This window comes from Kitasatospora sp. NPDC050463 (assembly GCF_040655255.1).
Taxonomy (GTDB): Bacteria; Actinomycetota; Actinomycetes; order Streptomycetales; family Streptomycetaceae; genus Kitasatospora.
This window is the reverse complement of record NZ_JBFAJO010000002.1, coordinates 127,189-146,885: the sequence shown is the minus strand read 5'-3', so window position 1 is coordinate 146,885 and position 19,697 is coordinate 127,189. Positions and strand designations below refer to the sequence as shown.

Here is a 19,697-nt window from a genome sequence, read left to right as displayed (position 1 = left end):
CATCAAAATTTCCTGTCGGGAGTACTGTCATGAAGGCCTTCACCGATTCCGACCCCGCCGCCGTCGTCGCCGGCCTGCGCGCCGCGTTCGCGAGCGGCCGGACCCGCCCGGTCGCCTGGCGCCGCGAGCAGCTGGGCGCCCTGCGCGCGCTGCTCACCGAGCGGAGTGAGGAGCTCCTCGCGGCGCTCCGCGCCGACCTCGGCAAGGGCCCCGCCGAGGCGTACCGTACGGAGATCGCCTTCACCCTCAATGAGCTCGACCACACCGTCCGGCACCTGGACGAGTGGCTGAGCCCGCGGCCGGCCGACGTCCCGGAGGCGTTCCGGCCGGCCACCGCCCGGGTGGTCCGGGAGCCGCTCGGCGTGGTGCTGGTGATCGCGCCCTGGAACTACCCGCTCCAGCTGGCCCTCGCGCCGGTGGTGGGCGCACTGGCGGCCGGCAACGCCGTCCTCGTGAAGCCCAGCGAGCTGGCCCCCGCCACGTCCGCGGCGCTGGCCGAGCTGATCCCGCGCTACCTCGACCCGCAGGCCGTCGCCGTCGTCGAGGGTGCGGTGCCCGAGACCACCGCCCTGCTGGAACAGCGCTTCGACCACATCTTCTACACCGGCAACGGCGCGGTCGGCCGGATCGTGATGACCGCGGCGGCCCGCCATCTGACCCCGGTGACCCTGGAGCTGGGCGGCAAGAGCCCGGTGGTGGTCGACCCGGGCACCGACCTGCGGGTGACGGCGCAGCGGCTGGCGGCCGGCAAGTTCCTCAACGCCGGCCAGACCTGCGTGGCCCCCGACTACGTCCTCGCCGTGGGCGGCACCGGACCGGCCCTGGCCGAGCACCTGGCGCAGGCCGTCCGCGCGCTCTACGGCGAGGACCCGGCCGCCCACCCCGAGTACGGCCGGATCGTCAACACCCGCCACTTCGACCGCCTCGCCGCGCTGCTCGGCGACGGCCGCGTGGTCACCGGCGGCGGCCACGACCGCGCCACCCGCTTCATCGAGCCCACCGTGCTCGCCGAGGTGGACCCGGACGCGCCGGTGATGCGCGAGGAGATCTTCGGCCCGGTGCTGCCGGTGCTGGAGGTGGCCGATCTGGACGAGGCGATCGCGTTCATCACCGGCCGGGAGAAGCCGCTCGCCCTCTACGCCTTCACGGAGTCGGAGACGACCAAGCGGCGGCTCGCCGAGGAGACGTCCTCGGGCGCCCTGGTCTTCGGCCTGCCGGTGTCCCATCTGGCGGTGCCGGAGCTGCCGTTCGGCGGCGTCGGGGAGAGCGGCATGGGCAACTACCACGGCGAGTACTCGCTGACGACGTTCAGCCACGCCAAGGCGGTGCTCGACAAGCCGCTGGGCTGAGCCCGGCGCCCCGGCGCCCGGTGCGGGTGCGGCCCTCCGGGGCGGCGCCCGCACCGGCCGCGCGGCCCCGGCGGGGCGGGCCGCGAACGCGTGCGAAAAAGAACGCCGTTCCGCGTCGGCACCTGCTACAGTCGATGTCAGTTGCAGTTTTGGTTCCCATGAACTTTGTGTGCGCCTGCCGGTTGTAACCGCTGGCGCATTTTGTTTGTCCGGGATTTTCCTCGGGTGGGCCTCATCGCGGCGACGCGGGACTTCGCGAGGTGCGAAGCTCCGGAATTGCCCTTTCAAGGAGAATTTTTATGGCTAATGGCACTGTGAAGTGGTTCAACGCGGAGAAGGGCTTCGGCTTCATCGAGCAGGAGGGTGGCGGCCCGGACGTCTTCGCCCACTACTCGAACATCAACGCCCAGGGCTTCCGTGAGCTGCTCGAGGGCCAGAAGGTCGAGTTCGACGTCACGCAGGGCCAGAAGGGCCCGCAGGCGGAGAACATTCGCCCCCTGTAGTACGAACCGCTGCTCGGCCCTCGGCTGATCAGCACGGGCCTGCACTGCGCTTCACGCGCGGTGCAGGCCTTTCGGCGTCTCCGGGCTCCTCGGCGCCCCGGGCCCCTCCGCGGGTTCGGCCGGCCCGGCGGGATGGCCCGACTGGCGGCCCGTCGGGCCGTGGACGGCCGACGGGCCGCCAGTCGAGGGCCGACGCCGCGCCCGTCGGACCGGAAGGGCCACGGCGCCGGGGCCGGCCGGGACGAAAGCGGCCGGGCCGGGACCCTGCCTCCGCCGGGGCCGGTCCGTTAACCTGGCGGTATGTCGAACCCGGATCCGTTGCTCGTCAGTATCACCACGATGGTGGAGTCGACGGGCAGTAATCAGATGCCGATCACCGTGGTGGTCCCCGGCGCGGTCATCACCGGGCGGCTCGCCGCCGAGACCGTCTGGCGTGAGCGAGTCGCCGAAGTGCTGGAAGCGTCCGAGCACCTCAAACCGTTCGCGCCGCTCTTCGCCGACGAGGTGGCTCCCGCCGACGCCCCGGTGACGCATCTTCACCTGCACCTGGCCAAGATCCTGCAGGGCAGCTTCGGCCTCCCGCACACCGGCGGGATGTACCGCATCGCCATCGAGGACGTCAGCAGTTGGACCCTGGGGGACCTCAGCTACTCGGACCAGTGACCTGACCGGGCCCCGCCGTCCTCAGCGGACCGCCTCGGCGGCTCGCAGGACGGCGGCGGCCAGGCGGTGGTTCTCCGGCGCACCGCCGCCGCCCCCGGGGCTGAAGCTGCGGCGGGTGTAGCCGTAGGCCACGCCGCTGCGCGGATCGGCGAACGACTGGGCGCCCACCGCGCCGCTGTGCCCGAAGGCGTCCGGCCCCAGGAAGGGGTAGCGCGAGCTCTGCGCCTCGAAGCCGAGGCCGAAGTGGTCGCGCTCGCCGGTGACCAGGTCGACGCCGGCCGTCCGGACCGGGCCGAACTCGGCGACCGTCTCCGGGGTGAGCAGCGGTGGCCGGCCGTCGAGCCCGAACGCGGCCGCCGCGTACAGCGCCGCCAGGCCGCGGGCGTTGCCGAAGCCGCCGGCGGAGGCCGGGCCGAGGGCGTGGACCGCGCGGGTGCCGGCGAACTCCACCAGGTCGGTGGGCGGGGTGGCGTTCAGGTTGAAGGCGATCCCGGTGAGGCTGTCCGGGGCGGGCGCCGGGCCGGCCGCGGCCTGCTGCTCCGGGGTGGGACGGGCGGCCAGCACCGGCAGGTAGCGCGGCTCCAGCCCGGCCGGCAGACCGAAGTGGAAGTCGAGCCCGAACGGCGCCCGGATCCGCTCCTCGTAGCACTCCTGGATCGACCGGCCGGTGCGGCGGCGCACCACCTCGCCGGTGAGCGCGGCGATCACGAAGGCGTGGTAGCCGTAGGCCGTTCCGGGCTCCCAGTACGGCTTCTGGCGGGCCAGCCGGGCGGCGAGCCGGCGGTCGTCCGCCAACTCCCCAGTGCTGAAGCCGCCGTCGACGCCGATCAGCCCGGCCCGGTGCTCCAGCATCTGCCGCAGGGTGATCCCGGCCTTGCCCTCGGCCGCGAACTCCGGCCAGTCTCGGGCGACTTCCTCGTCCAGGTCGAGCACGCCCTCCTGTACCAGCAGTGCCACCACCAGGTGGGCGGCGCCCTTGGCCGAGGAGTAGAGGGCGAGCAGCGAGCTGCCCGTCATTCCCTCGCCGGTCCAGAGGTCCACCACCGGGCGTCCGTCCAGGCGGGCGGCCAGCTGGGAGCCGCCACTGCCCGGATCGGCGGCCGCGACGGCGGCGAACTCCGCGCGCACCGCCTCGAATCCAGGTGCGACACTGCCATGGACGGTGGTACTGCTCGACATTGGTCCCCCGGGGCCTCGGACGTGGTCAGGCCTTGATCATCGGCCTGTCGAGGCGTCAACCACGGGTGCGCCGGGCGAATTCCTGAGGGCGGGGGTGGGGGGCCGGAGGCGAGGGCGGGCGAAGGCGGGGTGGGTCCGGGGGCCGTGCGGCTGCGGCTCAGTCGGCGGTGCGCCGAGCGGCCAGTGTGTTCAGCAGCGCGGCGCCGCGTTCGGCGTCGTCGACGCTGACCGCGAACTCCGCCCCCGTGCGCGGGTGGATGACCAGGCAGTCGCCGCGCCGGAGCATCACGGTGGTGCCCAGCCCGCTCAAGCGGTAGCCCCAGCCGCCGACCTGGGCGGGGGTGCGCTGCTCGACGCGGGCCGACTCGATGGCCTGGATCGGCCAGCGCCGGACCGGCCAGCCGGCGGGGCCGAAGGCGACCTCCAGGCCCTTCGGAGTCACCCGGGCCTGGACGGAGGAGCAGCCGAGCACCACCCCGGCGACGACGGTCAGCGGGGCGACGACCGCCCAGGGCGCGCCGATCAGACCGCCGGCCGCGGCGATCGCCGCGGCCGCCGCGACCAGCCCGAGGGCGGCGGCGGTCAGTTGGAGCCAGGGGTTGGTCGTCCAGGAGAGCCAGACGAACCGCTCGCCCGCCGGCACGTCGAGCACCGGGCCGGGGGCCGGGGCCGGGGCGGCCGCCGCGCCGCGTCGGCCGGCCAGCAGGCCCAGCAGGCCCGCGAGCGCCGCGGTGCCCAGGGTGAGGGCGACCGCCGGGCCCACGGTGGCGGCCTCGGTCCAGTCGGTCCGGTCCAGGTTGGCGTGCACGATGGACGCCTGCGCGCCGGTGAGCAGGACGCCGGTGAAGAGCAGCACCGCGCCGTACCAGGCCCGCACCGGCCCGGTGGCCCGCCGGGCGGTCAGGGCGAGGATCAGCAGCAGCGCCGTCCAGAGCAGGGCGGGGAAGAGCGGCACCGCCCAGAACGGCATCGAGCCGTCCGGTCGGTCGCCGCCCCAGTGGGTGGCCACCCGGTCGGGCAGCCGGTCGCCCGCGCCCAGCGGCAGTACGACCAGTGCCGCCAGGACGCCGGCCGCCCAGGCCGCCGCGCTCCACCGTGCTCCACGATTCCGGTTCCCCCCGCCGCTCACGGCAGCCTCCTGATCAGTTCGACGAGATCGGCCCTGCTGTACCCCAGGCGGGCTGCCTCGGCGACCAGCACCGCCGCCTGTTGCAGCAGTTCGGCCCGTTGGTCGGCGCCGCCCGCGACGGTCACGCCCCGGCCCCGGCGGAACTCCAGCACCCCTTCGTCGCGCAGGGCCCGCAGGCCCCGCAGGACGGTGTTGGCGTTGACGCCCAGCGCGCGGGACAGCTCCCGGGCGGGTGGCAGCCGGTCGCCCGGTGCGCACTCGCCCTCGGCGATCGCGCGCCGGATCGCGCCGGCGACCTGCTCGTGCAGGGGGCGACCGTCCGCGAGGTCCAGTTTGAGCAACATGATGACATCGACAGTAGCACCATCGGGGGAGGGGCCGACCGCTCCCGGACGGCTCCGGAGGCGGCCGGCTGAGCGGTTCGCCCGGCCCGCGACGCACGCGGCTCAGCGGGCCCCGGAGGCCCGGCAGAACACGCGGCCCGGTGGTGCGACCGGCTCAGTAGTCCACGCTGGGAGCGGCCGCCGTGGTGCCCAGGTCCGGGGTGTCGCGGAGCTCGACCGCGTCGGCGTGGGTCTCCAGTTCGAGCAGGATCAGCTCGTTGCGGCCCGGGCGCCACAGCGGGCCCGGCGCGTACAGCGTGCGCTGCGGGCCCTGCCGGGTGTAGCGGCCGAGCAGGAAGCCGTTCAGCCAGAGCAGGCCCCGGCCCCAGCCCGGGAGGGCGACGAAGGCGTCGGCGGGAGTGTCCAGCACGGCCTCGAAGCGGTGGAACACCGGGTCCCCGTCCTCGGCCGGTGCGGCGTCCTCGTCGAAGGCGAGCGGGCCGAGGTCGGTCAGCGGGAGCGGGCGGATCTCCCAGCCGAAGAGGCGCTGCGGGCCGTGCGAGACGCCACGGCCGATGCCCTTGCGGTCGTCGAGCTGCGGGCCGTAGTTCACCCGGCCGAGCGCCTCCACCAGGATGTCCAGCGTCACGCCGGCCGGTCCGGTCGCCAGTGGCAGCGTCTCGCCGGGCGCGTTGCGGTCCAGGACGCCGAGCGGCACCCCGTCGGCGAAGACGTGGGCACGGTCGCCGATGCCGTCGATCCGCAGCGGCATGGCGGGGCGCGGGCCGGGGACCCGGGTGCGGTAGTGGATCAGGCCGAGGGACTGGCCGACCTTCTCCATCGGCTCCGGCGCCGCACTGCGCAGCGGCGCGGACAGCGCGTCGAGGGCGGCCGACAGGCGGACGCGGCCGGTCGGCGTCCCGAGCCGCTGCGGGACGATGCGCGGGGCGGGCTCCGGCAGCGGCCCGTCGGGCAGCGGGGCGTAGGTGGCGATGACGGACCGGAACGCGTGGAACTTCTCGGTCAGTTCGCCCGCCTCGCCGATCGGCGCGTCGTAGTCGTAGCTGGTGGAGGTGGGCTCGTAGCCGGCGTCGTACGGGTGGGCGCCGAAGTGGTTGGCGCCCGCCCAGAAACCGAAGTTGGTGCCGCCGTGCGCCATGTACAGGTTGACCGAGGCGCCGGTCGCGAGGAGGTCGTCGAGGGCCCGGGCCGACTCCTCGGGGTCGCGGACGTGGTGCGGCCCGCCGACCCGGTCGAACCAGCCGATCCAGAACTCCATCGCCGCCAGCGGCCCCTTCGGCTGGTGGCGGCGCAGTACGGCGAACCGCTCGGCGGGCCGCGACCCGAAGGTGGCGGTGGCCAGGTGCCCGGGGATCGTGCCGCCCTGCTGCATGACGTCCTCGGCACCGTCCGCGGTGAAGAGCAGGCAGTCCACGCCCCGGCCGAGCAGGCCGTCGCGCAGGTGGGCCAGGTAGCCGGCGTCGTTGCCGTAACTGCCGTACTCGTTCTCGACCTGGACGGCGACCATCGGGCCGCCGCGGCTCGCCAGCAGCGGCAGGATCTCGGGCACCACGGCGTCGAACCAGCCGTCCACCTCGGCCAGGAAGGCCGGGTCGGCGCAGCGCAGCCGCAGTCCGTCGACGGCGAGCAGGCGGGCCGGGAAGCCGCCGAACTCCCACTCCGCGCAGATGTACGGGCCGGGGCGCAGGATCACGTCCAGGTCGTTCGCCTGCGCCAGCGCGGCGAACCGGGCGATGTCCCGCCAACCGGTGAAGTCCACCTCGCCGGAGGGCAGTTCGTGGAAGTTCCAGGGGATGTAGGTGTCGACGGTGTTGGCGCCCATCGCGCGCAGCCGACGCAGGCGGTCGTCCCACAGATCGGGGTGGACGCGGAAGTAGTGCAGGGTGCCGGAGATGATCCGGTGCGGTGCGCCGGCGCGGCGGAATCCGGTGTCGTCGTAGTCGAGCATGAGGACCTGCCTTCGGGGGAACGCGGTGGGACCGCGGTGTGCCGGACGAGGGTCGGTGGGCAGACGGTCGGTGGACGGCCGTTGGACGGTCGATCTTTGGGAGCCTACTCGGGGCCGCCCGGGGGCCCGGCGGGGCCATGGCCGGCGGGGCAGCGGGCAGCGAGGCAGTGGGTCGGCGGGGCCACGGCCGGCGGGGCTACGGGGTGACCGGGTGGCCCGGCTGCCGGAGGTCGGCCGGCCAGGGCGGGTTGGGGCCGGCGACCGAACAGGTCAGGGCGGCCACCCGGGCGGCGAAGCGGCAGGCGTCGTGCACCTCGTCCGCGGTCAGCCCGTCGAGCCGGCCGCCGAGGCGGCCGATCCCGCCGAGGTGGTGCAGCAGACCGCCGGTGAAGGCGTCGCCCGCGCCGATGGTGTCGACCACGACGGTCTCGGGCGCGGCGACGGTCAGCCGCTCGCCGTCCAGCGAGGCGAGCGCGCCCCGGCTGCCCAGGGTGATCACGACCAGTCGGACACCGGCCAGGTGCCAGGTGTCGCAGGCGTGTTCGGGAGTGACCCCGGGGAGCAGGAGGTCGAGGTCCTCCGCGCTCAGCCGTAGGATGTCGGCGGCCTCGCACCAGTGCGGGAGCCGGGACCGGTAGACCGCCGGATCGACCAGCAGCGGACGCACGTTGGGGTCGATCGAGACGGTCGGGCGGCCGGGCGCCAGGGTCAGCAGGTCCTCGATGCGGGGGCCGCCGGGCTCGCGCACCAGGGCGAGCGAACCGGTGTGCAGACAGCTCACGCCGGCCAGTGGAAGGGCGGCGAGCTCGGCCGGCGTCCAGGCCCAGTCGGCGGTGCCCTCGGCGTGGAACGAGTAGCGGGCCTGGCCCAGTTCGTCGACGGTGGCGATGGCCAGGGTGCTGGACTCGGCCGCGTCCACGCAGCCGGCGAGATCGACGCCGGACGAGTCGAGGTGCTGCCGGAACAGGTGGCCGAAGGGATCGGCGGAGATCCGGCCGAGGAAACGGGTCGGGGTGCCCAGCCGGGCCAGCGCGACGGCGGTGTTGGCGGGGCCGCCGCCGGGCAGGACGCGCAGCGCCAGTTCGCCGGGGCGCGGCTCGGCGGAGGAGTCGGCGAACGCGTCGGCGAACGCGTCGGCGACGCACTCGCCGAGGACGGCGACCGGGAGTCGGGCCATGACGACCGCCTTCGGGGGAGGGTTCGCGGTGGAGGTGCCACGGGCTGTTCCGGGGCACCTCAGGGTACTTGGGGGCGGCGGGCGGGCCCGGCCCGCCCGAGCCCGCCCGGAGCGGCCCGGGGGCGAAGGCCCGTACGCCGCAGGCGGGTTCGGCACTCGGGGTCGCGGCTCGGCCGCCCGGCCGTCCGGTGGGGTGTCCGGCCGGGCGGCGCGCGCCTAGACTGCGGAACTCTCGCGGTATTACCGACCGGTAGGGATGGGGAGTTCGGATGGCCGAGGAGCGGGTCCACGCGTTCGGGGACGACGCGCTGGGGGAGCACGACGCGGTCGCGCTGGCGGGGCTGGTACGGGCCGGTGAGGTCGCTCCCGGCGAACTGGCCGCCGCCGCGGCGGCGCGCGCCGCGCGGGTCGACGCGGCGCTGGCGCCGGTCGCGTTCGCGTCCTACGGGCGGCCGCGAACCGGCCCGGCCGGCGAGGGGGCCCCGCTGTACGGGGTCCCGAGCTACCTCAAGGACAACGTGGACCTGAGGGGGATGCCCACCGGGCAGGGGAGTTCGGCGTTCCGTGCCAAGCCCGCACGGCGCGACGCCGGCTTCGCCGAGCAGTTCCTGAGCACCGGTCTGGCGGTACTGGGCAAGACCAGGATGCCGGAGTTCGGCCTCAACGCCTCGACCGAGTTCGCCGAGGCCCGGCCGGTGCGCAATCCGTGGCGGACCTCGCACTCGCCAGGGGCGTCCTCCGGTGGAGCGGCCGCGCTGGTGGCGGCCGGCGTCGTGCCGATCGCGCACGCCAACGACGGCGGCGGCTCGATCCGGATCCCGGCGGCCTGCTGCGGCCTGGTCGGCCTGAAGCCGACGCGTGGCCGGCTGGTGGCCAACGACCAGGGCCGCCGGCTGCCGATCGACCTGGTCACGGACGGCGTGGTGACGCGCTCCGTCCGGGACACGGCCGCCTTCTTCGCCGCCGCCGAACTCCACCACCGCAACCCGGCGCTGCCCCCGCTGGGACTGGTGGAGGGGCCGGGCGACCAGCCGTTGCGGGTCGGGCTGGTGGTGGACTCCCCGCTTGCGGTCACCGACGGGCCGACCCGGCAGGCGGTCGAGCGGACGGCGGCCCGGCTGGAGGCGATGGGGCACAAGGTCACGCCCGCGACGCTGCCGTTCGGCGAGGACTTCTCCCGCGACTTCACGCTCTACTGGGGCTGTATCGCCTTCATGATCGCCTCGACCGGCCGTCTGCTGTTGGACCCGGGCTTCCAGGCCAGGAAGCTGGACGGCCTGACCACCGGTCTGCGGCGCCGCTTCCACCGCGAGTTCCTCCGCACGCCCGGGGTGCTGCGCCGGCTGCGGCAGGCGGAGGCGGCCTACGGTGGGCTGTTCCGCGAGCACGACGTGATCCTCTCGCCGGTGCTGGCCCATGTGGCGCCGCCGATCGGACACTTGAGCCCGAACGTGGCGTTCGACGAGCTGCTGGAGCGGTTGGGCCGCTATGTGGCCTTCACCCCGGTGAACAACGTGACGGGCGGCCCGGGGATCTCGCTGCCCGCCGGGGCGGCCGGGAACGGGCTGCCGATCGGGGTGCACCTGTCGGCCGCGCACGGCCGGGAACGGGTACTGCTGGAGCTGGCGTTCGCCCTGGAGGCGGACCAGCCCTGGCAGCGGATCCAGGACTGAGCCCGGCGTGCGGCGGCGGGCCCTCGGGGTGGATCCGGCGGACCGCCGGGTGGGCCGGCCGTGGGGAGGCCGTCGGGGTTCTCCGGTGGAGCCGGGCCAGGGGCGAGCGTCCTTGGTGGGGGCGGTGTCTGACGCCCGATCGGCCGGTGATCTTCTAGAGTCGCCAGCGGTACGACCGTACGACCGACGTGCGGTCGGCCGTACGACTGTGCAGAGCGCGACACCGAGAGGCGGCACCACCATGAGCGACCAGCAGGCACCCGAGCCGTTCGAGCCCGTCGACGAGGACTGGCAGACCGCGCTGGCGGTCGTCGCCCACCCCGACGACATGGAGTACGGCGGGGCCGCCGCCGTAGCCCGCTGGACGGCCCAGGGCAAGAAGGTGGTCTATGTGATGGTCACCAGCGGTGAGGCCGGCATCGACACGATGAGCCCGGAGGAGTGCGGCCCGCTGCGCGAGGCCGAGCAGATCGCCTCCGCCGCGGTGGTCGGCGTCGACACCGTCGAGTTCCTGGGCCACCCGGACGGTGTGCTGGAGTACGGGCTGCCGCTGCGCCGCGACATCGCCCGGGCGGTCCGCCGCCACCGCCCGGACATCGTCATCACCAGCAACTTCCGTGAGACGTACGGCGGGACGTTCCTCAACCAGGCCGACCACATCGCGGTCGGCCGGGCCACCCTCGACGCGGTCCGGGACGCCGCCAACCGCTGGGTGTTCCGCGAGCTGGTGGCCGAGGGGTACGAGCCGTGGGGCGGGGTGCGGGCGGTCTGGGCGGCCGCCTCGCCCGAGTCGCGGCACGCCGTGGACACCACCGAGCACTTCGCCAAGGGCGTCGAGTCGCTGGCCGAGCACAAGGCGTACCTGGCCGGACTGGGTGGTGCGATGGCCGACCCCCAGGAGTTCCTGGAGGGCTTCGGCAGGGGCGCCGGCAGCCGGCTCGGCACGCGGTTCGCCGTCCCGTTCGAGGTGTTCCCGCTCCGCTGAGGGGGTGGGCGCGGCGGGTCCGGCGGCGGTCAGGAGCTGTCGCCGGCCCGGTCGGCGGGTCCGTTGCGCCGCCGCCGGTGGCGCAACAGTTGCCGGACGGCGAGCGCCGCGCAGAGCACCCCGAGGGCGATCAGCAGCCACAGCTGGTACCGGACCGCCGTCCGGTACACCGCGCCGATGTTGGCCCCGGCCAGATAGCCGAAGGCGGACCAGACGCCCACCCAGAGCGCCGCGCCGAGGACGTTGAACGGCTGGAACCGCCGCCAGGGCATCTCGGTGGTGCCGGCGATGATGCCGTTGGTCTGGCGCAGCCCGTCCACGAAGCGCGCGACGGTGACGACCTTGCCGCCGTGCCGGGCGAAGAACTCGTCGGCACGCCGCATTCGGGCCGGTGTGAGCAGCACGTAGCGGCCCCACCGGTGGACGAAGGCGCGACCGCCGGTGCTGCCGATCAGGTAGCCGAGGCTGTTGCCGATGACCGCGGCCGCGAAGGCGATCGCGACGACGCCGGCGAAGTCGAGGTGTCCGGTGCCGGCGTAGACGGAGGCCAGCACCAGGATGGTCTGGCCGGGAGCGGGGATGCCGCAGTTGTCGAGCAGGACGAACAGCGCCACCGCCGGGTAGCCGTACTGGTCGAGCAGGGGTGCCAGGCCGGCGAGCGGGCCGGGCAGCGCGGGCTCGGACACGTGACTCACCACCCCGTGCCGGTCGGGCCCGGGGTGGCGGCCGGATGGGTCAGCGGAGCGCCTCGCGGCGTTCGATGTTGCAGTCGGGGCCGGGGTAGATCAGGCCCGTGTGGCCGTCCTCGAAGCGGACCATGTACGGCGGCTCGCCCTCCGCGCCGCGCACCTCGATGATCTCGCCCTTCTGGTCGACCATGCCCACCGACCTGCTGTGGATGTGGAGCTGGTCACCTACCGCTGCGTGCATGGTCTGCTCCTCGGGGTAGTGGTGGCCGCGCCGGCGGCCGTTCTGCTTCCACTGTGCTGCGGCCGGGGCGGCCCCGCAACGGCGCGGCCGCGCGGGGCCGCGCCGTTGCGGGGCCCGTCGTGCCCGGGGCGCTGCCCGGGGCGCTGCCGCGGGGCCCGCCGCCGCCTGTCGGGGCCGGTCAGCGGGGGCCGAGCTGCTCGGCGAGGTAGCAGCGGACCAGCCGCTTGCACTCGGCGATCAGCGCCGGGTCGCCGTCCGGGGCGCTGCGGAAGGCGAGCTTGAGCACCGCGTCCGCCGCCTCCAGGGCCACCCGCAGGGCGAGCGTCAGCGCCGCCGGGTCCGCCGTCGCGAAGAGTTCGCCGCCGAGGGCCTGCAGGCGCAGCGCGACCGCGGTGTTGTTGTCGAGGTCGGTGTCGAGCAGGTGCCGGTCGTCCCGCACCCCGGCGGGCACGGTCGCGCCGGCCAGCCCGAAGTCCACCTGGCCGAAACCGGGTACCGCCCGCTTCATCGCGACGAACTCGTCCACCGCGAGGTCGGTGAACCCGGCGGTGCCGGCCGGTGCCTCTTCGAGCAGCCGGTGGTCGAGGCGCTCCAGGTAGCGGTCGAGGTTGCGGCCGGCCAGCGCGGCCAGCAGGTCCTCCTTGCCGGCGAAGAACTGGTACAGCGTGCCGATCGGCACCTGGGCGCGGTGCGCGACCTCCTTGGTGGTGAGCGCGGTGGCGCCGACCTCGTCGAGCAGCCCCGCGCAGGCGTCCAGGAGCCGCTGGTAGCGCTCCAGGCTGCGCTGCTGCACCGGGCGCCGCCGGCCCGGCCCGCTGTTCTGCCCGGCCACCCGGTGACTCCTCGTGTCCGCGCTCATGGGGCCACTGTGCCGCATCCGGCGTTCCACGGGCGAATCATTGACATGAGTTGTGCTCACATTCTGTTTCCCGGTGTCGGAGCCGGGAGGAGCCGGACCGCTGAGCATGCCTGCGGCCGGAGGAGAGCGTTCCACCATTGCGGCGACATCGTTCCGGCGCTGCGCGGTCTGATCGCCCGAGGCGCATACCCTGTCGCCTTGCCGTCTACTCGACGGCGAGGCGATGCGAATCTGTGGACAGGGGTGCGCGTGGGTTCGTCGGGTTCGGCCGATCCGGGAGCCGTGCGGTCGGGACGGCAGCGCCTGCGTGCGTGGTTGCTGGAAGGCCTGGCCGACATGGCCAAGCAGTACCCCGGGCCGCATGCGCAGGCGCCCGTCGAGCACAAGGGCGCCCGCTGGTGGCGGGTGATGTGCCTGACCGGCCTGGACTACTTCTCGACGCTCGGCTACCAGCCGGGCATCGCCGCGCTGGCGGCCGGCCTGCTGTCCCCGGTGGCGACGATCGTGCTGGTGCTCGTCACCCTGTTCGGCGCGCTGCCGGTGTACCGGCGGGTGGCACAGGAGTCCCCGCACGGCGAGGGCTCGATCGCGATGCTGGAGCGGCTGCTGTCGTTCTGGAAGGGCAAGCTCTTCGTCCTGGCGCTGCTGGGCTTCGCCGCCACCGACTTCATGATCACCATCACGCTGTCGGCCGCCGACGCCACCGCGCACCTGGTGGAGAACCCGCACCTGCAGAGCGCGCTGAGCGGCAAGCAGGTGCTGATCACGCTCGTCCTGGTCGCGCTGCTGGGCGGCGTCTTCCTCAAGGGGTTCAGCGAGGCGATCGGTCTGGCCGTCGTGCTGGTCGCGGTCTACCTGACGCTGAACGTGGTCGTCGTGATCACCGGGCTCTGGGAGGTCGTGCAGGCTCCGCACCTGGTCACCGACTGGACGGACGCGCTGACCGCCGAGCACGGCAACGTGGTCGCGATGGTCGGCGTCGCGCTGATCACCTTCCCCAAGCTCGCGCTCGGCCTGTCCGGCTTCGAGACCGGCGTCGCGGTGATGCCGCACATCGAGGGCGCCCCGGAGGACACCGAGGAGCGGCCGACCGGCCGGATCCGGGGGGCCAGGAAGCTGCTGACCACGGCGGCGCTGATCATGAGCGTCTTCCTGATCACCACCAGTCTCATCACTACCCTGCTGATCCCGAAGGCGGCGTTCGAGCCCGGAGGGGCGGCCAACGGCCGGGCCCTGGCCTATCTGGCGCACGAGTACCTGGGCAACACCTTCGGCAGCGTCTACGACCTCTCCACGATCCTCATCCTCTGGTTCGCCGGCGCCTCGGCGATGGCGGGCATGCTCAACCTGCTGCCCCGCTACCTGCCGCGCTACGGCATGGCGCCGCACTGGGCGCGGGCGGTGCGGCCGATGGTCATCGTGCTCACCCTGATCGCCTTCCTGGTGACCTGGATCTTCGACGCGAGCGTGGACGCCCAGGGCGGCGCGTACGCCACCGGTGTGCTGGTGCTGATCACCTCGGCCGCGATCGCCGTCACCATCGCCGCGCACAAGGCCCGGCAGCGCAACTGGACGATCGGCTTCGCGGTGATCGCGGCGGTCTTCGTCTACACCACGGCGATCAACATCGACGAGCGGCCGGACGGTGTGAAGATCGGCGCCTGCTTCATCGCCGGCATCGTCCTGGTGTCACTGCTCTCGCGGCTCAAGCGGGCCTTCGAACTGCGGGTGACGGACGTCGTGTTCGACGAGGCCGCCGAGCGGTTCGTCCGCGACTACACGCACCGACCGCTCCGGCTGATCGCCAACGAGCCGAACAGCCGGGACCTGGCGGAGTACCAGGAGAAGAAGCGGCAGATCCGGGCGGACAACGACATCCCGCCGGAGGACGACCTGGTATTCGTCGAGGTCACCGTGCTCGACCCGTCGGAGTTCGAGACCGTGCTGACGGTCCACGGCGAGGTGCTGCACGACCGCTACCGGGTGCTCACACTGGAGAGCTCCAGCGTGCCGAACGCCCTGGCGGCGCTGCTGATCCAGGTCCGGGACCGGACGGGACAGCAGCCGCACATCTACTTCGAGTGGACCGAGGGCAACCCGTTCGCGCAGTTCCTGCGGTTCTTCCTGTTCGGCCACGGCGAGGTCGCGCCGGTCACCCGCGAGGTGCTGCGCGAGGCCGTGCCGGACCGCAGCCGCCGCCCCCGCGTCCACGTCGGGTGAGCGCGCCGGCCGGGGGTCTCGGCGCACTACGACGGCGCGACCTGACGGCGCGACCCGACGGCGCGCTCAGTGCCCGCCGTCGGGGGGAGCGGGCACGGTGACCACCGGGCAGAGGGCGCGGTGCAGCAGCCCGTGCGGGACGGACCCGAGCCGCATGCCGGTGAACCCGCCGCGCCCGCGGCGCCCCACCACGACGCCGATCGCGTGCTCGGAGGCCCTGGCGAGCTCCTCGACGGGGTGGCCGCGGAGCACGGCGGGGGTGAGCGTGACGGCGGGGTGAGCCGTCCGGCGGCCGGCCGTGGCCTCGTCCAGCAGCCGCCGCAGGTCCTGGAGGGCCGTCTCCTCGTCGACCTGGGCGGTCAGGCGCGACCGCCGGACCCGGACGGCGTGCAGCGCGGCCCGGTGCCGGGTGGCGAGGTCGAAGGCGAACTCCACCGCCGCCGCGGACGACGGGCTGCCGTCCACGCCGACCACGACGTAGGGCTCCTCCGGCTCCTCCAGGGTGGAGTGCTCCGGTTCGCGGACGACGACCACCGGGCAGCGGGCCTGGGCGCTCACCGGGACGGCCACCGAGGAGGCGCTCAGCACCTCCTCCAGCCGGTTCAGCCGGCGCGAGCCGAGGACGACGAGCGCGGCGTGCACGGACTCCCGGCAGAGCGCCGGGGCGGCGACGCCCTCCGCGACGACCGTGGTCACCGACAGGTCCGGGTGCCGCCGGCGGGCGAGGGCGGCGGCCCCGTCCAGCGCGCGCTGGCCGCGCTCGCGCAGCTCCTCGCGGTACTGCTCCGCCCCGAGGACGTGCCGGTCCTGGGACATCGGCGGCAGGGCGTGGACCAGCCGCAGCGGGCGGCCGCTGCGGTCCGCCTCGTCGGCGGCCCAGGCCACCGGTGTGGCCTCCGTGGCGAGCGCGTCCACGCCGAGGACGATCGGGAGGTTGCTGTCGGCGGATGTCATGGCTCCTCCACCGGATCGACGCCCACGACGACGGGATTTGTCATGCCGACTCCTCCTGACTGCGGGACGGCATCCGGGACGGCCCGGTGCTCGCATCGGGCACCGCATCCGGGCTTACGTCCAGGCTATGCCCGCCTCCCGTCCGAGGCGCGGGACGTCACCACGAGGCCGAGTCGCGCTCCGGGCGGTCAGCCGGGCCGAGGCGTTCGGTCGGGACGGTGCCGGGCGGGACCAGGAGGTCCGGCCGGGGAAGGCGGTGGCGCCGTCGCCGCCCGGTGCGCCTGCCGGGCCGAAGGTCACGGGGGATCACAGGGGGAAATGACGCGCCAACAGTGCAAGGGTGACGTATCGCCCACCTACGGAAGGAACTGTTCCGGTGCTCCGAGCGTCCCGGGAGGCCCGGTGCGGAGCAGGGTCCGGTATCAGGCGCCGGGGGGTGCCGGGCCTCCGCCGAGATCGTCGCGGGTCACGTGCTCGCCCGGTGTCGCCAGCTCCTCGACCGCGTCGGCGCCGACCACCGCGCCGGTGGACTTCTTGCCGCGCCGCAGCCGGCCTTCCAGCCAGCCGGCGAAGGAGGTGAGCGCGAAGTTGAGTACGACGAAGAGCACCGCGATGACGGTGAAGCTGGCGATGGTGTTCGCACCGTAGTTCGCGCTCATCGGGCGGACCGACGCCAGCAGCTCGGAGAAGCCGAGCAGCGCACCGCCCAGCGCGGTGTCCTTCACGATGACCACCAGCTGGCTGACGATCGCCGGCAGCATCGCGGTGACCGCCTGTGGCAGCAGCACGTAGCGCATGACCTGGTTCTTGCGCATGCCGATGGCCTTGGCCGCGTCGGTCTGGCCCCGGGGGAGGGAGAGGATGCCGGCTCGGACGATCTCGGCGAGGACGGAGGCGTTGTAGAGGACGAGACCGGTGACCACGGCGTACAGCGGCCGGCTGTCCGGGCTGACGTCGGTGTACTCGGAGTACGCCGCGTTCGCGAAGAGCATCAGGATCAGCACCGGGATGGCGCGGAAGAACTCCACGACGGTGCCGGCCGCACCCCGCACCCACCGGTGCTCGGAGAGCCTGGCGATGCCGAACAGCGCTCCGAGCGGCAGCGCGAGGACCATGGCGAGCGCGGCCGCGATGAGCGTGTTCTTCAGCCCCGGAAGGAGGAACGTCGACCAGGCGCGGGAGTCCGTGAAGAAGGGCCGCCACTTGGCCCACTCGAGCTGGTTCTTGTCGGCCAGGCTCTGGACCACCCACCAGACCAGGACCGCGAGCGCGACCAGGAACAGCACGGTGAACAGCACGTTGTGCCGCTTGGCACGCGGCCCCGGGACGTCGTAGAGCGTGGGCGGCGGGCTCACCGCCGCACCGAGACCTTCTTGCCCACCCAGCCGAGGAAGAGCCCGGTCGGGAGGGTGAGACAGATGAAACCGAACGCGAAGATGGCGGAGATGAGGATGAGTTGGGCCTCGTTCTCGATCATCACCCGCATCAGCGCCGCGGCCTCGGCGACCCCGATCGCGGCTGCCACCGTGGTGTTCTTGGTCAGCGCGATCAGCACGTTCGTCAGCGGGCCCACCACCGAACGGAAGGCCTGCGGCAGGACGATGAGCGTCAGCACCTGGCTGAACCTCAGGCCGATGGCCCGCGCCGCTTCGGTCTGGCCGACGGGCACCGTGTTGATGCCCGACCGCAGCGCCTCGCAGACGAACGCCGAGGTGTAGGCGATCAGGCCGAGCACGGCGAGCCGGAAGTCGATCGTCTTGAAGGTACTGGCGCCGAGCGTGACGCCGAGCGTCTGGAACAGGCCCAGCGAGGTGAAGACGATGATCACGGTGAGGGGGATGTTCCGGACCACATTGACGTAGGCGGTGCCGAAGCCCCGCATCAGCGGCACCGGGCTGACCCGCATGGCGGCCAGCGCGGTGCCCCAGATCAGGGCGCCGACGGCGGAGTAGAACGTCAGCTGCACCGTCACCCAGAAGGCCCCCAGCAGGTCGTAACGGTCAAGGAAGTCGAACACGGTCCACCGGCCTTCCGCGTGGGTGAAGCCTGCTGCGGGGGTGAAGGGCGGGGCGCGCCGCTGCGGGTCGGCGCGCCGTGGGGTCACCCGCTTCAGCTGACGATGACGCCGATCTTCGGTGCGGGCTCGTTCTGGTAGTTGGCCGGGCCGAAGTTCTTCTCGACGGCCGCCTGCCAGGAGCCGTCGGCGACCATCTTCTCCAGGGCGGTGTTGATCTTCGCCGTGAGCTCGCTGCCCTTCTGGACGCCGATGCCGTAGTTCTCGTTGCTCATCTTGAATCCGCCGAGCTTGAACTTGCCCTTGAACTCGGGCTGTGCGGCGTAGCCGGCGAGGATCGAATCATCGGTGGTCAGGGCGTCGACGGCCTTGTTCTCCAGGCCGGTCAGGCACTCCGAGTAGCCGCCGTACTCCTGGAGCTGGGCGTTGGGCGCGATCCTGGTCTTGACGTTCTGCGCCGAAGTGGAGCCGGTGACCGAGCAGAGCTTCTTGTTGTTGAGGTCCTCGGGCTTGGTGATGGAGTTGTCGTCCGCCCGGATCAGCACGTCCTGGTGGGCCAGGAGGTAGGGGCCGGCGAAGTCGACCTTCTCCGAGCGGGCGGGGGTGATCGAGTACGAGGCGGCGATGAAGTCGACGTCGCCGCGCTGGAGGAGCGTCTCGCGGTCGGCGCTCTTGGCCTCTTTCCACTGGATGTCGCCGGGCTTGTGGCCGAGCTCCTTGGCGACGTACGTGGCCACGTCGACGTCGAAGCCCGTGTACGTGCCGTTCGGGGTCTTCAGGCCGATGCCGGGCTGGTCGAACTTGATACCGACGGTGATCTTGCCGCCACCGCCGCCCGTACCGGCGCTCGAACCGCTCGGGCTGCCGCTGCTCGTGCCGCCGCCGTCGGAGCTGCAGCCGGCGGCGGTCAGGGCCAGCACGAGCGTGCCGGCGGCCGCGACCTTGCGAAGCTTCATGGTGATCTTCCCTAGCGCTCAAGGATCCCGGGTTCGTCAGTGGTGAAGGATCTTCGCGAGGAAGTCCTTGGCCCGCTCGCTGCTCGGGTGGCTGAAGAACTGTTCGGGTGTCGTCTCCTCCACGATCCGGCCATCCGCCATGAACACCACGCGATTGGCGGCCGAACGGGCGAATCCCATCTCGTGGGTGACCACGACCATGGTCATTCCGTCCCGGGCGAGCTGCTGCATCACCTCCAGCACCTCGTTGATCATCTCGGGGTCGAGCGCGGAGGTCGGCTCGTCGAAGAGCATGATCTTCGGGTCCATGGCCAGCGCTCTGGCGATCGCGACGCGCTGCTGCTGGCCGCCGGAGAGCTGCGCGGGGTACTTCTCCGCCTGGGAGGCGACACCGACCCGGTCGAGCAGCCTGCGGGCCCGCTCCTCGGCGGCCTTCTTGTCCTTCCCGCGGACCTTGACCTGGCCGAGCGTCACGTTCTGCAGCACGGTCTTGTGGGCGAAGAGGTTGAAGGACTGGAAGACCATGCCGACGTCGGCCCGCAGTGCGGCCAGCTCGCGGCCCTCGTCGGGCAGCGGCCTGCCGTCGATGGCGATCTCGCCGGAGTCGATGGTCTCCAGGCGGTTGATGGCGCGGCACAGGGTGGACTTCCCGCCGCCGGAGGGCCCGATGACGACGACGACCTCGCCGCGGGCGATGGTCAGGTCGATGTCCTGGAGGACGTGGAGCTTGCCGAAGTACTTGTTGACCTTGCTCAGCACGACCAGGTCGCCCGCGGCTGCGGTGGGGATCTCCCGGGTCATTGTCTCTCCGCTC

Annotated in this window: 19 protein-coding genes; 6 read left to right on the top strand and 13 right to left on the bottom strand. The window is 73.1% G+C overall.

Annotated features, from left to right (window positions below; genetic code table 11):
• The first annotated feature begins 29 nt into the window (after positions 1–29).
• The 3 genes from AB0J08_RS02330 (at position 30) to AB0J08_RS02320 (ending at position 2,515) form a co-directional block, all read left to right on the top strand.
• Complete coding sequence (locus tag AB0J08_RS02330) at positions 30–1,349, top strand: aldehyde dehydrogenase family protein (RefSeq protein WP_360625514.1); 1,320 nt, start codon at positions 30–32, stop codon at positions 1,347–1,349.
• A 299-nt stretch (positions 1,350–1,648) separates the two neighbouring features.
• A complete protein-coding gene (locus AB0J08_RS02325; protein WP_042388274.1) occupies positions 1,649–1,852 on the top strand; it encodes a cold-shock protein in 204 nt (67 codons plus the stop codon).
• Between the two features lie 300 nt (positions 1,853–2,152).
• Positions 2,153–2,515 (top strand): hypothetical protein, encoded by a 363-nt coding sequence (locus AB0J08_RS02320; RefSeq protein ID WP_360625511.1) that lies wholly within the window; start codon positions 2,153–2,155, stop codon positions 2,513–2,515.
• Between the two features lie 21 nt (positions 2,516–2,536).
• Here AB0J08_RS02320 and AB0J08_RS02315 read toward each other — a convergent pair whose 3' ends face one another.
• The 5 genes from AB0J08_RS02315 to AB0J08_RS02295 form a co-directional block, all read right to left on the bottom strand.
• Positions 2,537–3,694 carry a serine hydrolase domain-containing protein gene (locus tag AB0J08_RS02315; RefSeq protein WP_360625508.1) on the bottom strand — a complete coding sequence of 386 codons (1,158 nt, stop codon included), beginning with the start codon at positions 3,692–3,694 and terminating at the stop codon, positions 2,537–2,539.
• A 157-nt stretch (positions 3,695–3,851) separates the two neighbouring features.
• Positions 3,852–4,823 carry a DUF1648 domain-containing protein gene (locus AB0J08_RS02310; protein WP_360625505.1) on the bottom strand — a complete coding sequence of 324 codons (972 nt, stop codon included), beginning with the start codon at positions 4,821–4,823 and terminating at the stop codon, positions 3,852–3,854.
• Positions 4,820–5,167 (bottom strand): GntR family transcriptional regulator, encoded by a 348-nt coding sequence (locus tag AB0J08_RS02305; RefSeq protein WP_360625502.1) that lies wholly within the window; start codon positions 5,165–5,167, stop codon positions 4,820–4,822. Before AB0J08_RS02305 ends, AB0J08_RS02310 begins: the two co-directional genes overlap by 4 nt.
• A gap of 154 nt (positions 5,168–5,321) precedes the next feature.
• Positions 5,322–7,115 (bottom strand): beta-galactosidase family protein, encoded by a 1,794-nt coding sequence (locus AB0J08_RS02300; protein WP_360625499.1) that lies wholly within the window; start codon positions 7,113–7,115, stop codon positions 5,322–5,324.
• 196 nt (positions 7,116–7,311) lie between these two features.
• On the bottom strand, positions 7,312–8,292 hold the full coding sequence (locus AB0J08_RS02295; RefSeq protein ID WP_360625496.1) for a carbohydrate kinase: 981 nt from the start codon (positions 8,290–8,292) through the stop codon (positions 7,312–7,314).
• Positions 8,293–8,561: 269 nt separating this feature from the next.
• Between AB0J08_RS02295 and AB0J08_RS02290 the strand changes: the two genes are divergently transcribed.
• Together AB0J08_RS02290 and AB0J08_RS02285 are read left to right on the top strand one after the other, a co-directional pair.
• Entirely contained in the window at positions 8,562–9,965 is a 1,404-nt protein-coding gene (locus tag AB0J08_RS02290; RefSeq protein WP_360625493.1) for an amidase, read from the top strand.
• Positions 9,966–10,206: 241 nt separating this feature from the next.
• Complete coding sequence (locus AB0J08_RS02285) at positions 10,207–10,950, top strand: PIG-L deacetylase family protein (protein WP_360625490.1); 744 nt, start codon at positions 10,207–10,209, stop codon at positions 10,948–10,950.
• A 29-nt stretch (positions 10,951–10,979) separates the two neighbouring features.
• On the opposite strand, the gene AB0J08_RS02280 is transcribed toward AB0J08_RS02285, so the two are convergent.
• The 3 genes from AB0J08_RS02280 to AB0J08_RS02270 form a co-directional block, all read right to left on the bottom strand.
• Positions 10,980–11,636 carry a DedA family protein gene (locus AB0J08_RS02280; RefSeq protein ID WP_360625487.1) on the bottom strand — a complete coding sequence of 219 codons (657 nt, stop codon included), beginning with the start codon at positions 11,634–11,636 and terminating at the stop codon, positions 10,980–10,982.
• Between the two features lie 49 nt (positions 11,637–11,685).
• Positions 11,686–11,880 (bottom strand): DUF1918 domain-containing protein, encoded by a 195-nt coding sequence (locus AB0J08_RS02275; RefSeq protein WP_360625484.1) that lies wholly within the window; start codon positions 11,878–11,880, stop codon positions 11,686–11,688.
• Positions 11,881–12,058: 178 nt separating this feature from the next.
• Positions 12,059–12,739: a TetR/AcrR family transcriptional regulator gene (locus tag AB0J08_RS02270; protein WP_360625481.1), complete on the bottom strand. Its 681-nt coding sequence runs from the start codon at positions 12,737–12,739 to the stop codon at positions 12,059–12,061.
• A 336-nt stretch (positions 12,740–13,075) separates the two neighbouring features.
• Between AB0J08_RS02270 and AB0J08_RS02265 the strand changes: the two genes are divergently transcribed.
• Entirely contained in the window at positions 13,076–14,959 is a 1,884-nt protein-coding gene (locus tag AB0J08_RS02265; RefSeq protein WP_360625478.1) for an amino acid transporter, read from the top strand.
• A gap of 66 nt (positions 14,960–15,025) precedes the next feature.
• Here the strand turns inward: AB0J08_RS02265 and AB0J08_RS02260 are convergent, their stop codons facing one another.
• From AB0J08_RS02260 to AB0J08_RS02240, 5 genes are all read right to left on the bottom strand, one after another.
• Positions 15,026–15,913: a universal stress protein gene (locus AB0J08_RS02260; protein WP_360625475.1), complete on the bottom strand. Its 888-nt coding sequence runs from the start codon at positions 15,911–15,913 to the stop codon at positions 15,026–15,028.
• Between the two features lie 422 nt (positions 15,914–16,335).
• On the bottom strand, positions 16,336–17,268 hold the full coding sequence (locus tag AB0J08_RS02255) for an amino acid ABC transporter permease (RefSeq protein ID WP_360625472.1): 933 nt from the start codon (positions 17,266–17,268) through the stop codon (positions 16,336–16,338).
• Positions 17,265–17,930 carry an amino acid ABC transporter permease gene (locus AB0J08_RS02250; RefSeq protein ID WP_360625762.1) on the bottom strand — a complete coding sequence of 222 codons (666 nt, stop codon included), beginning with the start codon at positions 17,928–17,930 and terminating at the stop codon, positions 17,265–17,267. The genes AB0J08_RS02255 and AB0J08_RS02250 overlap by 4 nt, the downstream gene beginning before the upstream one ends.
• 92 nt (positions 17,931–18,022) lie before the next feature.
• Complete coding sequence (locus AB0J08_RS02245) at positions 18,023–18,883, bottom strand: glutamate ABC transporter substrate-binding protein (protein ID WP_360625469.1); 861 nt, start codon at positions 18,881–18,883, stop codon at positions 18,023–18,025.
• A gap of 36 nt (positions 18,884–18,919) precedes the next feature.
• A complete protein-coding gene (locus AB0J08_RS02240; RefSeq protein ID WP_360625466.1) occupies positions 18,920–19,684 on the bottom strand; it encodes an amino acid ABC transporter ATP-binding protein in 765 nt (254 codons plus the stop codon).
• Positions 19,685–19,697 lie beyond the last annotated feature (13 nt).

Coding starts and splice junctions, on each gene's coding strand:
- AB0J08_RS02315 (WP_360625508.1), bottom strand. CDS start 3,694: ATGTCGAGCAGTACCACCGTCCATGGCAGTGTCGCACCTGGATTCGAG.
- AB0J08_RS02260 (WP_360625475.1), bottom strand. CDS start 15,913: ATGACATCCGCCGACAGCAACCTCCCGATCGTCCTCGGCGTGGACGCG.
- AB0J08_RS02295 (WP_360625496.1), bottom strand. CDS start 8,292: ATGGCCCGACTCCCGGTCGCCGTCCTCGGCGAGTGCGTCGCCGACGCG.
- AB0J08_RS02265 (WP_360625478.1), top strand. CDS start 13,076: ATGGCCAAGCAGTACCCCGGGCCGCATGCGCAGGCGCCCGTCGAGCAC.
- AB0J08_RS02270 (WP_360625481.1), bottom strand. CDS start 12,739: ATGAGCGCGGACACGAGGAGTCACCGGGTGGCCGGGCAGAACAGCGGG.
- AB0J08_RS02240 (WP_360625466.1), bottom strand. CDS start 19,684: ATGACCCGGGAGATCCCCACCGCAGCCGCGGGCGACCTGGTCGTGCTG.
- AB0J08_RS02320 (WP_360625511.1), top strand. CDS start 2,153: ATGTCGAACCCGGATCCGTTGCTCGTCAGTATCACCACGATGGTGGAG.
- AB0J08_RS02285 (WP_360625490.1), top strand. CDS start 10,207: ATGAGCGACCAGCAGGCACCCGAGCCGTTCGAGCCCGTCGACGAGGAC.
- AB0J08_RS02275 (WP_360625484.1), bottom strand. CDS start 11,880: ATGCACGCAGCGGTAGGTGACCAGCTCCACATCCACAGCAGGTCGGTG.
- AB0J08_RS02245 (WP_360625469.1), bottom strand. CDS start 18,883: ATGAAGCTTCGCAAGGTCGCGGCCGCCGGCACGCTCGTGCTGGCCCTG.
- AB0J08_RS02300 (WP_360625499.1), bottom strand. CDS start 7,115: ATGCTCGACTACGACGACACCGGATTCCGCCGCGCCGGCGCACCGCAC.
- AB0J08_RS02330 (WP_360625514.1), top strand. CDS start 30: ATGAAGGCCTTCACCGATTCCGACCCCGCCGCCGTCGTCGCCGGCCTG.
- AB0J08_RS02305 (WP_360625502.1), bottom strand. CDS start 5,167: ATGTTGCTCAAACTGGACCTCGCGGACGGTCGCCCCCTGCACGAGCAG.
- AB0J08_RS02325 (WP_042388274.1), top strand. CDS start 1,649: ATGGCTAATGGCACTGTGAAGTGGTTCAACGCGGAGAAGGGCTTCGGC.
- AB0J08_RS02290 (WP_360625493.1), top strand. CDS start 8,562: ATGGCCGAGGAGCGGGTCCACGCGTTCGGGGACGACGCGCTGGGGGAG.